Below are 14,710 nucleotides of genomic sequence, written 5' to 3' on the forward strand. Positions count from 1 at the left end.
CGTTCTTTTTTTAAGATTCATTCATCCCTAACCGTTCACAGATGTCTTCTTTAAAGCTCTGTACGCCCATGCCGATGATGACTTGAACATTGGTACCATTCAATACAATGCCCTTCTGCTGGGAGATTTGTTCTAATCGAGAGGAATCCACCAACGCTTCATCCTTCACGGTCACACGTAACCGAGTAAAACAATTAGAAATACTTTCAATGTTCTCTCTTCCGCCTAAGCCGGCGACAACGTCCTCAAAATCATCACTACTTTTAAGAGTCTGTTCCCCTTCTGATCCATCCACTACAACAGCCGCTTCTGACAGAACAGCTTCCCGACCCGGTGTTTGAATATTCAATTTTTTGATCAATAATACAAAAACGAAATACCAAACCACAGACATTATGATACCGACGATGATGACTAAATAAAACTTCGTCACATAGGGACTGAAGACCGAGTTGGATACGACCGTATCGATCAAGCCATACAGCATGTAGGTTCTGGCGCCGATACCCCAAAGGATCGTCTCTGAAACGGCCGTTAACAGACTGTGAACAAGCCACAACAATGGCGATGCAAACAAAAAGGAAAAATCTAATGGTTCTGTGATCCCCGCCACCGCAGCAACGAACATCGAAGGCAGAATCATTCCCTTCACCTCTTCCTTACGATGCTTTTGAGCACAGTAGATCAAGGCGAGAGAAACCGCGATCGAGCCAAAGATTTTCACAAATCCGAAAGTGGCAAAGCGCAAGGACGGGTCCAAGCTAGTGATCGATCCGGCATTGGCCATTTCAGCGTAGAAAATATTCGCTGCTCCATTGTAGACTTGACCGCCAATCTCCGCGGTCCCGCCTAAAGCAGTGAAGCAAAAGGGCATCCACAACAAATGATGCAGCCCTGTCGGTATCAAGAAGCGATTTCCGAATGAGTAGATAAACACGCCCAATAACCCCGTCGTCAAGATGAAGCCTGACAATGAAGAGATCCAGCCATTCACGACTGGCCATAGATAGCTCATCCCAATTGCTGTTCCTAAAATGACTGGAATGAGGATCATGAAGGAGAGCCGCGAGCCGCCATAAATACTCAAGAAATCGACAAACTCTTTCTCAGAAAAACGATTATGGATAAATGCCACGAGACAGCCAACCAACATTCCTAAAAAGACATTCATATCTACAACTTGAAACCCTAAGACGACTGCTTGACCTGTTCCAAACAAGCCCATCTCCCCTGCCTCAGCCAGTTGATTCGTCAGCGTCAGCCAAGCATTATTTGCAGCTAGAAAGAATAAAAAGGCGATCAATGAGATCAATGCCGCTTCGACCTTTTTCTTTTTAGCTAAAGAAGCCGATATGCCTACACAAAAAATAAGTGCGAGATTATTCAACATACTATCCATCATTGTTTTTATTAGGCCACCGAATGTTTGCAGTACACTTGGCATAAATTCTAATTGTAAAATAACAGATATTGCCAAGAACAAGCCCATTACCGCCATGAATTTAACTGGAACGATCACTGCTCTAGAAAAGTCTTGCATCGTCTGAGAAAATTTACTTTTCATTGTTTCTCTCCATTCCTTTTATTGAGTATACGTATCTCTTGACCCCAGAGTAACAACTTATGAAACCCGTTACAATCCTTCGCTGGCGCTTTGGACCCAAGTCCAAGAATAGGAACCAAAACTAGAAAATATCTGTTTTTAATAACGAGTTTCAAATAAAGATCCACATTTTCTATTTGAAGAGCAGCACGGTTGTCTTCCCAGCCTCTACTTTCTTCAAGTCTGTCGGTATCTCCAACGATCGCCCGTTGGCATCTGTTACAATGAAAATCACCGTATCTTTCAATCCAGCATTCTTAATGACCTGACCATCAAACTTGAGCAGCGGCTCCCCTTTCTTGATCGTTTGACCTTCCTTCACAAAAACAGAAAAGCCTTGATTTTTTAAGGATACGGTGTCGATCCCAACATGGATCAAGGTTTCGCACCCATTTTTCAAATGCAGCCCTATCGCATGACGCATGTCCGTATTCGCACTGATCACCTCTCCGTTAGCAGGGGCGATGATTGTCTCAGTGGTCGGCTCAATAGCAAAACCTTGACCCATCATCTCACTGGAAAATACATCGTCTTCGACCTCACTCAACGCCAGAAACTGTCCGCTAATCGGGGCATCTATTTTTTCTTTTTTCCAAAACATGAACTTCCTCCTTTCAGTCTTTGTTCTAACTGTAAAAGGTTGCTGCAAACGATTCAATAGTAGCCACTCCTTATGGACCTAAGTCCAGAATCAGGGACAAAAAAACAGCGTTTCTTCTCATTTTTCAGAGATAAAACGCTGGATTTCATTATTATGGCAGTTTGATGACTGCTTCGGTTTCTTTATCGAAGAAATTTCCTTTGTTTAGATCAAAGGCTAAATCGACAGAGGTTCCCGGTTCATGGAAATTTCTCGCATCCACTTTTGCCACAAACTCGGTGTCACCGATGACGGAATAAAGCATCGTCTCTGCCCCTAGCAGCTCTGAAACGACCACTTGCGCACGGACGGTTGATTGAGGGGCAGTATCAAGAGCGATTTGTTCGCCATGGATGTCTTCTGGACGAATCCCAAATATCACTTCTTTTCCTTCATAGCCTTTTTCTTTTAATACTTTATTCTTCCCTTCAGGTATCCACAGCTTTAAGCCATGATGATTCGTCAGCACCCCATCTTTCAATGTTACGTGAAAAAAATTCATTGCTGGCGAACCAATAAATCCTGCCACGAAAACATTCACGGGCGTGTTATAGACTTCTTGCGGCGAGCCGACTTGCTGGATCACGCCGTCTTTCATGATGACGATTCGGTCGGCCATGGTCATTGCTTCGGTCTGGTCATGGGTCACGTAAATCGTTGTCGTCTCTAACCGCTGATGCAATTTGGCGATCTCGGCACGCATCGAAACTCTCAACTTAGCATCCAAATTCGATAATGGCTCATCCATCAAAAAGACTCGTGCGTCACGGACGATCGCTCTTCCAAGAGCAACACGCTGTCTTTGTCCACCAGATAGCGCCGCTGGTTTTCGATACAAATAGTCTGAAAGCCCTAATATTTCGGCGGCGTTTTCGACTCGTTTCGCGATTTCACTTTTATCGTATTTACGAAGCTTTAAGCCAAACGCCATGTTATCAAAAACGGTCATATGTGGGTACAGCGCATAATTCTGAAAAACCATGGCGATGTCTCGGTCTTTGGGAGCTACATCATTCATCCGCTGACCATCAATCGTAAAATCTCCCTCCGAGATATCTTCTAACCCGGCGATCATGCGCAAGGTCGTGGATTTTCCGCAGCCTGATGGACCAACAAATACAATAAATTCTTTGTCCTTGATCTCTAAATCAAAATCAGTCACTGAATACGTTTCTGCATTGTCGTATTTCTTATGAATATGTTTTAAACTTAGTTCTGTCATATGTGTTCACCCTTTTCTTTCCTATTAAGAATGCAGCTGCTGTTCTTTTGCTAATGCCAGACACCCGTAAGTTCCCGCGTTGTCTCCTAATTTCGGAAGCACAAGGTATTGATCGAGTTCTGGTACCTCCACGTAATCCTTCAACAATTCTTTGAAGGCTGCCTTCATTTTCTCTAACACTTGGCGTTGCTTCATGACACCTCCACCAAAAATAATGACATCAGGTGAAAGCATTAGTGTCGTATTGTAGGCACATTGCGCAAGGTAATAGGCTTCCAGCTCCCATTGCGCATCTTCTTCACTCAAGTCTTGTCCCTTTTTCCCAGCTCGCTTTTCGATCGCTGGACCAGAAGCCATGCCCTCTAAGCAATTTTTATGGAACGGACAATTTCCCTCGTATGTGTCCGCTGGATGTCGATTCACCAGCATATGCCCCATTTCTGGATGGCTGAAGCCTTCGATAAAGCGGCCGTATTGCAGTGCGCCGCCCCCGATGCCGGTTCCGATCGTATAATAAACGATGCTCGACCGTCCCTTGCCATTCCCAAAAACAGATTCTCCATAGGCGGCTGCATTCACGTCCGTGGTCCAAGCAACTGGTATAGGAAAAGCCTTCTTCACTTTTCCCACAAAGTCAAACTGCTGCCAGTCCAATTTTGGTGTAGAAGTGATGTGGCCATAGGTTGGCGATTCGTGCTGAATATCAACGGGACCGAATGAACCGATGCCTATTCCTTTCAGCGTTTCTCTATATGGCGAAAAAAATTCGAGGACAGCTTTCATGGTTTCTTCAGGCTTCGTGGTGGGGAAGCTGTCCCGCTTCACGATCTCTAAGTCATCCGTTGCTACCGCACAGACAAATTTCGTTCCTCCTGCTTCGATACTTCCAAACATCTTTCATCTACTCCTTCACAGATCTCTTGATCATTTGTTTTCCATTCAGTTCTGTTACTACCACCTGTTTGAGCCGCCCTTTTTCGCTGCAGCTGAAGGAAAAATCGCGAGCGAGCGTGCCTTTGAAAAAGCTATTCACGCTTAACACCGTTCCCTCGTCCTCATCAAAGACCTCTATAGCATATAGATCCAGCAGAATCTTGAGGGTCTTGCTTCTGCTGGAAAGCGGCAGCATGATATCCTTTCTTCCCAAAGGATTCCCCTCAGAATGGTAACGTAGGTGTTTCTCAATGGTGAACGTGTCTGTCTGTCCTGTTCGTTTATCCTTAAACACCAGCGTGATCGGTGTTTCTCCTGTTTCCAGCGACAATTCGATGAGCGTAGGCTTTTGAATCGTGGAAACGGACTTTTGGTATCCATCGGTTTGTGTATCATAAATGACCGTCTCTGCCGCTTTCAATTGCGCGATTTCCTTTGGTAATAAAGCGTGCAGCCGATCGCCTTTTCGCGTGACTTTTCTTGGTATGCTCATCGCACCACACCAGCTATTTTCTGTTAATTCACCGAAGCCGTTCCACTCATCCATCCATTCCCAACCGTTTTGCCAGCCGATAACATACCGTTCCCCCTCTGGTGTTAGAAAGGTCTGAGGCGCATAAAAATCAACGCCATAATCAAGAATGCCCCTCGATTCTACTTGGAATCGCCCCTTCTCGTAATCCAGGCGACCAATCAGATAACTCGAATATTCGCCTTTTATTCCTACTGGTGAAAAGGTCAATACGTCCTTGCCATCTAATTCGTAAAAATCTGGACATTCCAGCATCCACGCATTGGGTTCTTCAAAGGCGACCCCCATCAGTGTCCACTCTAAAAGATTCTCTGATCGGTAGAGAACCAACTTCCCAACGTTGTCTTGACTAACACCGACAAGCATGTAGAAGGTATGATCTTTTTGCCACACTTTAGGATCTCTAAAATGAGGATTCTCCTTTCCGAGAGAATCGTTTTGAAGGATGGGGTTGTTTTCGTATTTTGAAAAATGCCGGCCGTCTTCGCTCATTGCGACGCATTGCTTTTGGACCAGTTGCCCTGCCGCATTTTTCGCGACGGCTGTATAGAATAGATAAAGCGTGCCTTCGTGTTCTATAGCTGTTCCCGAAAAGCACCCGCCTTCCGGGCTATCTTCGTATACCTCAGAGGGTGCCAAAGCAATCGGCAGCTCCTGCCAAGTGATTAGATCGTGGCTTACCGCGTGGCCCCAATACATTTGATGCCATTTTGTTTGGTAGGGGTGGTATTGATAAAACAGATGATATTCTCCTTTGAAGAAGATCAGTCCATTTGGATCATTCATCCATCCTAACGACGGTGTAAAGTGAAGGATAGGCTGTTGGGAGCTTTTTACGGCTAACGCTCTATTTGTTTCGATATATTGATTTGCTTTGTTCTCCATAAGCTATCCTTTCGTCGCGCCAGCAGTCATGCCCGAAGTCACCCATTTATTCAGCGAGAAGTAAATCAAGATTGGTGGCAAAATGGCGATCGATATCGCCGCGTAGGTCGCGCCCCAATCCACATTTCCAAACGCGCCCACGTAATCCTTTAAGCCCATGGTGATGGTTTTGGCAGAAGAATCGCTGATAAATGTATTGGCAAATATGAAGTCGTTCCAGATCAAAATACTGTACATTGAAGCGATCGTGATCATCGTATTTCTCGCCAACGGTGCGACGATTTGTAAAAAGACCCGATACGGTGAACAGCCGTCTACGATCCCGGCCTCAATCAGTTCATCAGGAACAAAACTGTAGAAATTGACAAACATCATGACAGAGAGCGGCAATGCAAAGCCGACTTGCGGCAGGACCATCGCCATACTGGTATTTAAGATCCCGATTTTGCTATAAAAAATGAACAGTGGAATCAGTGTGATTTGGACAGGCACCATGATGCCGAACATGAAAAATGAATAGATCTTTTTGCTGTGTTTATAGCGAAATTTTGATAACGCAAAGCCGATCGTTGCACTTAATACGAGGATCAGCACCAGCGAGATCATGGTGATCTTCAAACTGTTCCACATATAACCGCCTATGACACCGTCTCCCAGCACATTTTTATAATTCTCAAATGTCAAAGCTTTCGGCAACGAGAATGGCGTCGTCGATAGTTCTACGGAGTCTTTCAAACTTGCAATGAACAGCCAGATCACAGGGTAGATCTGTATGATCAAAAAGACGATCAATAAAAGGATAAACAAGTACTTTATTGCCTTCTCTTTCATTACGCCACACGCCCTTCTTTGTTATTTTTGCGTTTACTTAATGCCAGTGCCTGCTTCGCTGCCTTTTTCTGCGCCTTCACATCGTAATTCTCAAATATTTTTCTTAAAATAAAGATGATCAAGACACTTTCTATAATGATAAAGACGGCCAAGGCGCTCCCATATCCATATTGGTTATTGGTAAAGGCCTGTTTGTACATATATGTGGACATTAATTCGCTTGCATTCCCTGGACCGCCGTTTGTCAGCAAGTAAGGAATATCAAACCCTCTCAGAGCACCTGTCAAGCACATCGTAAAGGTGAGCAGCAGAATGTCTTTGATCATGGGAATCTTGATTTTGAAGAGGATTTGTAGTTCTGTAGCGCCATCGATTTTCGCTGCTTCATACACCGATTCATCTAATGAGACGAGGGCTGCATAAAAGATGACCATATACATTCCGATGAAGCGCCAGCCTTCGGGAATCGAGACGGCACCTAGCACCGTATTCAAATTCGTCAACCAAGAAGTCGCCAGTCCTCCTAACCCTACTGCCGATAACATCTGATTCAGCAAGCCTTCTGGCTGTGTTGAATAAATACTTCTGAAGAGTTGCGCGATGGCGACTGTCGTAACGATACATGGAACATAATAGAGCGTCTTGACTAAATTCGCCCGTTTTTTCAAATACGTCAGCAATACCGCAAATAGTAACCCAATCGACAACTGAATAATGACAACGATCACTAAATAAATTAAATTATTGATTAATGCTTTATAAAACACCGGGTCTTGAAAAAGCCGCTTGTAATTATCCAACCCAACAAATTGTTGCGGAGTGATGCCGTTCCATTTAATAAAACTTAAACGAAGCGACTCCGTGATTGGATAAAAAACAGAGAGCAGATAGAACAGCAAGCCAGGCATCAGAAAAACGAAAAATGCTTTCTTATCACGTAAAACACCCATATTTTCCCCTCCATTATTGATCTGTGACGTTCACTTTGATCGAATCATCGATCATTTTGACAAAATCTTGAATTTTCATGTCTCCCGATCCTACAAGCAGCAAGTTGTCCTGAACGATCGTATTCGTTGAAGAATCCAGATAGGTATCCCATGGCTTCATAAATTGCTCCCCGGTATTGTCCATATCTTTTCGGATTCTCAAATACAAACTTGAATAATCGACATCTTTTGGCAACTCCGTTTTAATTGGAGACATCTGCATTTTCTTCGTGTAGATATCTGCATAATGATCCAGCACATAGAGGAGGAAATCCTTCGTCTTTTCATCGAAAGTTTCTGCGTTGAAGGCCATACCGATTCCGGAGTTTACACAAAATTCATTGGCTGCTGTCACACTGTCCTTCGTTGTCGGCATATAGAAATAATCAATTTCGCCCGCATCGTATTTCTCCTGCATGGCGCCAATCTCCCAGTCACCGATATAATACATCGCTGATTTTCCATCTAAAAACATGGATTGCGCTGTCGCGTAATCGGTGGCAGAAAACCCTTCATTGAAGTATTGCCCGATCTCTTTTACAAACTTGACTGAATCAACACCCGTTTGACTAGACATTTTTTCTTTTCCTTGACTCAGATTCTCAATAAACTGATTTCCTGTTTGCCTGAAGGCGGGCATCGCCAAATAGCGTTGGACCGGCCAGCGATCGATCCCATCTACAGAGATTGGCGTCACCCCTGCTTCTTTCAGTTTTTTACATGCCACTAACCATTGATCGAAGGTTTTCGGAACACTGATTCCGTGTTGAGAAAACAATTTTTTGTTGTACCAGATCATTTCGACATGGTATTCCAGTGGGAGCGTGTACATCGAACCATCCGAAAATTCTTGGTATTTTAATGCTGTCGGGTAAAAGTTCTGATAGTAGTCGTTCTTTTGCAGAAATTTTTTCATGTCTACGAGCTTCCCTGCTTTGACAAGCTCTTTTGCGTAAAGGTCTGGATCGGTGTCAATGATATCCGGCATGTTGTTGCCGGCAACCAATGTTTTTAATTTCTGTAAATATGAAGGTCTGTCTGCCGTGGTTTCAAAATCAATTTTCCACTTCCCGCCTTTCTCCTTGCTGTACTGATCGGCGATTTCCCGCATGGTCTCGTCGATTGCCCCGCCGACTGGTCGAGAAGTCAGCCATTTGACCGTCGTAGTGGAGGCATCTTCTTTTTCCCCTCCACAGGCTGTTACCATAAAAAGAACGCCTAAAAGACTAACCAAAACTCCAACTTTTCTTATCATGGAAGAAACAACTCCTATTCTTTTATCTCGATCTCATGCAACACTACTTCCCCTTGAACCACGTAAACCCCTACTTTTTTTCCGCTGTGATTGTATAATCTCGTCGATAACGCAATTTCGTCGTTCACATAGACGACACACATACTTCCTTCTCTCAACACGCAGACACGATAGCGTGACGCTTTCGGCAGAAGCCGGCTTGTTTCCACTTGATAGGGAATATCTCCTTTGATCTGCCATTGATACTCGCCCTTTTCAGCTCGCGGCCACAGATCCCACGCGATCAGCTGTTGTTCCGGTAGCATCCGTAGGAAATAGCCCGTTTCCATCCCTTCATCCACATGAAGGGCAATTCCAAACTCTTTTGCCTTCAAAACATCAAAATCCACTGTCACTGAAAAGGTGTCGGATGGACTATCGAACAGCATGGCTCCTAACGTGTCGCTTGCGACCTTGTTTTTATCATTACTATGATCATTATAAAAGACTGGTGCGGATATCTCCGATTTTTCTTCAAAGAATTCGCCAACCGAATCAATCATCACAGCCTTCAGTTCACCAGTCTGAGGATTTTGGATCAATTCATGGAAAATCATCGTTCCTCCCCAGTCCCAGGGACCAAAGTCCGTCTCTCCTTCTTTTGTCGCGACCCAGCCAAAGGCAATTCTTCTTTCTCCATCTGAAGCTGTTTTGATCGCATAGTTGGCACGTGTATCAAACACGTCGTCTGCTGGTATGATCCACGGCCCCTCTAAGCTTTTTGCGTAACGATAATGTGTCGTAAAGCGGTCTGAAAATGTTGAAAATACTAAATACCAGTACCCCCCCATCTTAAAGACCTCTGGACATTCCATCGTGATGTACATCTTCGGATCATAGAATGGTTCGCAATATTCCCAAGTCTCCAAATCCTTTGACTTCGACAAAGAGATGCAGCCGCCTCTCAGATCTCCCGCCCCTTGACGTCTAGATGCCAGCAACATGAAGTAGCATTGCTCCTCCTCTACCCAAAAAACGAAAGGATCGCGCCAGTCAAACTCTTCATAGATTTTCCCGTCAGACGGAAATAGAAAATTCGGGTCTGTCTCGAGCTCGTACAAGCTTTCGCCGACCGCTCTCATGACTAGCTGGACGCTCTTTCCATTTACAAAAGGCTTGTTCTCATTAAAAGCAGTATAAAAAGCATGGTACTTGCCTTTAGCGTCTTTAATGATTGAACCTGTGTAATTATTGAGGTTGTAGGATTCCTTCGTTCCCCGTTTGATTGCTTCTCCTTGATAATCCACCTGGACAAAGTCTTTGGTTGTCGCCAAATGCCACGTGGTTTCTTCGGCATATTTCCCCTCGATGATTCTTGGATCATGCAGATAATACGCATAAAATGTTCCTTCTTCATAATACGGGATCAAGTCCCCCACCCACGCATTCTCCGGTCGATAAAATAAACTCATTCAACATCTCTCCTAAACTTAATTGATCATTTAACACCCTTAGAATAATTTTGGTAGCGCTTAATCACAAGCGTTTTTCACTTTTTTGTGCATTTTCGTGCAAATAAATATTGCTTTTATGTGCATAGGGTGGGTATACTGCCTGTGGGAGGGTGAAAAATGAAATGTACGATCAATGATATTGCTAAAGAAACCGGGTATTCAAGAAATACTGTTTCAAAGGCGCTCAAGAACGATCCTCAAGTATCTCAGCGAACAACGGAGAGCATTATAAGAAAAGCCGAATCCATGGGGTATTTTACGAAGGAAGAACGGACAGAATACAAGATCGATCAGGGAAATATCTTGTTCCTGAATATCAATCATGCAAACGATTCTCAATTTTGGAGCAATGTCTTGACGGGGATCGAAATGGTCCTTTCCGAGACGAATTACCAGTTGACGATCGCAACGTTATCGAAAGAGGATATCGAGGAGGGGCGTTTGCCCGAGGCGGTCTACAGTTCGAATACGAAAGGCATCATTGTGGTCGAAATGAATTTCCGACCGGTTTGGGACAAGTTATTGGAGACCCATCTTCCGATCGTCACGGTGGATGCGCCAAAGAATCCTAATTATTTGATTGGAAAGTGTGACATTGTTATGATGGAAAATCATTCCAATGTTGAACGGATCACTGAATTACTCATTCAAAAGGGCTACTCGGATTTTGCCTTTATTGGCGATTTGTATTCACCTAATACAGGACTTGGTTTTATGGAGCGTTATTATGCCTTTTTCAATACGCTGAAAAAGCATGAACTGGAAATCAACAGTCACGCTTCGATTCTCAAGGACACAGACACGATTTTCGAGAATTTTGAGAAAATCAAAGAATTGCTCAATTCCATGAAAAAAGTGCCGGATGTCTTCTTGTGCGGAAATGACTGGCTAGCGATCCAATTGATCTACGCCCTGCAAGCGCTGGGTCATAGGATACCGGACGATGTCAACGTGATCGGATTTGATAATATCCCGAACTCCGAGCGGATTTTGCCGGGCTTGACTACCATTGACACGCCGAAAATCTATTTGGGTAGAAAAGCCGCGCACCTCATTATGGACCGCTTGATCGAACCTGACATTCCCTATTCGATCTCAAAATACTCCACAAAACTGATCCTTAGAGAATCTACAGCTATCTAGAAAGCAAAATAAGCAGCAAAAAGGCCCAATCGTAAAGATTGAGCCTTTTTCTGATTCATAAAATAGATAGCACTTCTCCTGTCCTATTCATTCCACAATGAAGGAACTCGGATTATTTATTATATTTAAGACCATTCTTCTTCAAAGGGCACAGGATTCTTCCGTTTTTTCGTAAAGAACAGGATCATCATGGCATTGCTGATAAGCAACAAGGCTATAAACAGCAAGGTTTCTGACAGCATGGACCCGCCGATAGAGATGCCTTCACGCAATGCTCGGATCGAATATGTCATCGGCAAGAAGGGATTGACGGCTTGGTAAAAATGTCCGCTCAATTCGATCGGGTACGTGCCGCCGGATGCGGCAAGTTGCAGGATCATGAACAGCAGCATGACAAAGGAACCGACTTTTCCTAAAAGCAAATTGAACAGTGTAACGATCGACATAAAGGTCATGGAGACTAAGATACTGAAGGCGACGACTTTGACGGGATGCAGGGCATCCATCCCCAGAAATCCCATTAAAGCGGCATCCACAAGCAAGGCTTGCGCGATACTGACTACTGCCAGGATGGATGCTTTACTTGCCCACCAGGCCAGACCTGTCGTTGGTTTTTTCTTCGGTTTGAAGGCATCAAAGAGCAGGTTGAAGGTGACTGTTCCGATGAACAATGCCACTGACATCATGTAAGGCGCCATCCCTGTCCCATTGTTTGCCAGTTTGTCTGGGTCATTATGAGTGGTACGGATCGGCTGAGTGATTGCGTTTGCTCCCGTCTTCCCTGTGTTGAGCTGACCGATTTCCTTTGAGCCAGACGCGAGTTGATTGGTCAAGGTGCCTAGTCCTGTCCCCACGGTTCCTAAGGAATGGGTCACTTGATTTTCACCTGCCGCTAGTTTTCCGCTGCCCTCTGCGATTTTTTGTGAACCGTTTTGTAGCTGTTGCGCACCCGCTACGAGTTGTCCGCCATTGGCAGCCAATTGTCCGGTGCCTTGGGTCAATTGCTGCGAGCCAGTATGCAGGATAGAAATCCCTGTGTTCAACGCTGGAATGTTTTGGTTCAACTGGTTCAATCCAGTGGTGACTTGTTGAGCGCCATTGACTAGACTTGAGGACTTTCCAGCTAACTGCTTGGCCCCGCTGGTCACTTTTTTCGATCCATCCGCGAGTTGTTGGACACCGCCGGTCACTGCTGGAACATTTTCTTTCAATCCAGCTGTTCCTTGGGCGAGTTGATTTGCCCCTTTCGACAGTGGTTGTCCTTTTTCAACTAACTGCTGAGTGCCTTGAGAAACACGGTTGCTTCCTTCAGCCAAGTGTTGAATACCGGCTGTAAGTGTGGGAATGTTGGCGTCTAATTGTCCGACACCGTCATTGATCGCCTGTGCGCCAGGGGTGAGCTGGTTGCCAATGGTATACATGCCATTAATCATGTTTTTTAATCCAGGGGTCGCTTTTCCGCCAGCTTGAGCGAGTTGATCCGCCCCTTGTTTCAACTGACTGATTTGATCGACAGGTATCCCTTGGAGTGCCGCCAACGCCGTGCTCAGTTTCATCAACGATTGTTGCTGCGCAGCGAGTTGTGCCGTTAATTGGCTCGTATCGATGGACAACTGATCGATCGCAGTCAGCGTTTGGCTATTTTGCGCCTGCATCGTCGAAAGGACGGAGGCTTTTTGTTCGTCAGTCAATGGCACCCCGCTGCTAGTCAACTGTGCAACGACTGCATTGGCGTTGGTTGTCAAATCGGTCTGATAGCTTTGCTTCAGCGTTTGCTTCGTTTCCTCCATCTTTTGCATCATACTTGAGGCACTGGCGGACAATGCTGCAAGCTGGTCCGACAGTTCCTTGACTACGCCTGTTAGCTGACCAACATTAGCCAATCCTGAAAGATCAATTGCTCCGAACGCCTGTGACACTTGAGAAATATAGCTGTTCACACTGTCCGTGTACGTGAGTAATTGGTTCTTTTTTTCTTCGGATAGTTGAACATTTTGCAGCCCGGCGACGATTTTTTCAGTTCCCTCATGGAGAGCTTTGACTTGTTGGGGCAATTGTTCTGTTTGTGCAGCGAGTTGCTGTGCGCCATCGGTGACTTTTTTAGCCCCCGTGTTTGCATCGGCAACCCCCGCCACATACTGATTGATGCCTCCATTCAAACTGGCTGATCCTTGCGCCAACTGCTCTGCACCCTGTGATAAAGCTGGAAGCTTTCCATTTAACTGTCCAAGCCCTGAGTCTAGTGCTTGGGAGCCTGTCGCAACAGACCCGACCCCGGAAGTGTATTGACTGATTCCATCCGTCAGTGACGTTGTTCCCGCTGACAAACGGCTGACGCCATTCGCTAATTCAGGTCCTTTTTCAGCAAGCGTGCCGATTCCTTGATCCAGTTTACCAGCACCTTCATTCACTTGCATCGCACCTGCGACATACTGCTGCAGCCCCTTCGTCAGCGTCTGGCTGCCATCGGAAAAGGTCAACGAACTGTTAGATAACGTTACTAAATTCGTAGAAATCGTCTGGGTAGCCTCCTTCAGCTTCTTCGTACCCTCGGATAATTTTTCTCCGCCAGTAGCCGCCTTTGCCATCCCTTGACCCGCATTTCCGAAATTGCTCAAGACGGCCTCCGTATACATTTCCGTCACTTGACTGGAAACTTGATCCTTCAATGCCGTGATCGCTGAAGCGGACATTTTTGACGCCGTCAGATTCGACCCTTGAGATGTCTGATAGTCAATCACCATTTGCTTAGGATGTTGACTCAAAAGTGACGTCGCATCCTTTGAAAATGCTTCAGGAATCGTCACGATCATATAATACTTTCCTTTTGAAATTCCTTTTTCGGCCTCCTCGCTAGAAACCCGATGAAAGTCTAAAGGTTTTTTCTTTAACAGATTGTCTGTCACCTCTTTGCCAAGATCAAGGTCCTTCCCTTGATAAGAAACGTGCTTGTCTTGATTCACGATCGCCACCGGCAATTGATCCACCTTGCCATAGGGGTCCCACAACGCACCCAAAAAAATCAAATTGTACAGTGCAGGAATCAACGCGATCGCACCTAATACGATCAAGAGAAATTTATTTTTTAACAGCGAACGCCATTCTGCTCGAATCATTTTTTCTTCCTTCTTTCCTTCCATCCATTTTCAATCCTAAAAAAGAAATAGACAACGTGTTGATTTGT

At 45.0% G+C, this 14,710-nt stretch carries 11 protein-coding genes; 1 reads left to right on the forward strand and 10 read right to left on the reverse strand.

The window, feature by feature from the left end:
- Positions 1 to 10: 10 nt before the first annotated feature.
- The 9 genes from IGI66_RS16930 to IGI66_RS16970 all read right to left on the reverse strand — a co-directional run bounded on the left by IGI66_RS16930 (position 11) and on the right by IGI66_RS16970 (position 10,341).
- The gene (locus IGI66_RS16930) at positions 11 to 1,564 is read right to left on the reverse strand and encodes a PTS transporter subunit EIIC (protein WP_438849685.1); all 1,554 of its coding nucleotides are present in this window, start codon (positions 1,562 to 1,564) and stop codon (positions 11 to 13) included.
- Between the two features lie 172 nt (positions 1,565 to 1,736).
- Positions 1,737 to 2,204 carry a PTS sugar transporter subunit IIA gene (locus tag IGI66_RS16935; protein WP_438849686.1) on the reverse strand — a complete coding sequence of 156 codons (468 nt, stop codon included), beginning with the start codon at positions 2,202 to 2,204 and terminating at the stop codon, positions 1,737 to 1,739.
- A 151-nt stretch (positions 2,205 to 2,355) separates the two neighbouring features.
- Positions 2,356 to 3,465 carry an ABC transporter ATP-binding protein gene (locus IGI66_RS16940; protein WP_438849687.1) on the reverse strand — a complete coding sequence of 370 codons (1,110 nt, stop codon included), beginning with the start codon at positions 3,463 to 3,465 and terminating at the stop codon, positions 2,356 to 2,358.
- Positions 3,466 to 3,489: 24 nt separating this feature from the next.
- Positions 3,490 to 4,359 carry an ROK family protein gene (locus IGI66_RS16945; RefSeq protein ID WP_438849688.1) on the reverse strand — a complete coding sequence of 290 codons (870 nt, stop codon included), beginning with the start codon at positions 4,357 to 4,359 and terminating at the stop codon, positions 3,490 to 3,492.
- A 7-nt stretch (positions 4,360 to 4,366) separates the two neighbouring features.
- The gene (locus tag IGI66_RS16950) at positions 4,367 to 5,815 is read right to left on the reverse strand and encodes a glycoside hydrolase family 32 protein (RefSeq protein WP_114525966.1); all 1,449 of its coding nucleotides are present in this window, start codon (positions 5,813 to 5,815) and stop codon (positions 4,367 to 4,369) included.
- A 3-nt stretch (positions 5,816 to 5,818) separates the two neighbouring features.
- Positions 5,819 to 6,646 carry a carbohydrate ABC transporter permease gene (locus IGI66_RS16955; RefSeq protein WP_438849689.1) on the reverse strand — a complete coding sequence of 276 codons (828 nt, stop codon included), beginning with the start codon at positions 6,644 to 6,646 and terminating at the stop codon, positions 5,819 to 5,821.
- Positions 6,646 to 7,596: a carbohydrate ABC transporter permease gene (locus IGI66_RS16960; RefSeq protein WP_010778666.1), complete on the reverse strand. Its 951-nt coding sequence runs from the start codon at positions 7,594 to 7,596 to the stop codon at positions 6,646 to 6,648. Before IGI66_RS16960 ends, IGI66_RS16955 begins: the two co-directional genes overlap by 1 nt.
- Before the next feature lie 13 nt (positions 7,597 to 7,609).
- A complete protein-coding gene (locus IGI66_RS16965) occupies positions 7,610 to 8,890 on the reverse strand; it encodes an ABC transporter substrate-binding protein (protein WP_316406837.1) in 1,281 nt (426 codons plus the stop codon).
- Between the two features lie 14 nt (positions 8,891 to 8,904).
- Positions 8,905 to 10,341: a glycoside hydrolase family 32 protein gene (locus IGI66_RS16970; protein WP_438849690.1), complete on the reverse strand. Its 1,437-nt coding sequence runs from the start codon at positions 10,339 to 10,341 to the stop codon at positions 8,905 to 8,907.
- Between the two features lie 159 nt (positions 10,342 to 10,500).
- Between IGI66_RS16970 and IGI66_RS16975 the strand changes: the two genes are divergently transcribed.
- Entirely contained in the window at positions 10,501 to 11,526 is a 1,026-nt protein-coding gene (locus IGI66_RS16975) for a LacI family DNA-binding transcriptional regulator (RefSeq protein WP_010778669.1), read from the forward strand.
- A gap of 125 nt (positions 11,527 to 11,651) precedes the next feature.
- Here IGI66_RS16975 and IGI66_RS16980 read toward each other — a convergent pair whose 3' ends face one another.
- Complete coding sequence (locus IGI66_RS16980) at positions 11,652 to 14,666, reverse strand: YhgE/Pip family protein (RefSeq protein ID WP_438849691.1); 3,015 nt, start codon at positions 14,664 to 14,666, stop codon at positions 11,652 to 11,654.
- Between the last annotated feature and the right edge of the window lie 44 nt (positions 14,667 to 14,710).

This window comes from Enterococcus sp. AZ048 (assembly GCF_051715125.1).
Classification (GTDB): Bacteria; Bacillota; Bacilli; order Lactobacillales; family Enterococcaceae; genus Enterococcus_A; species Enterococcus_A gilvus.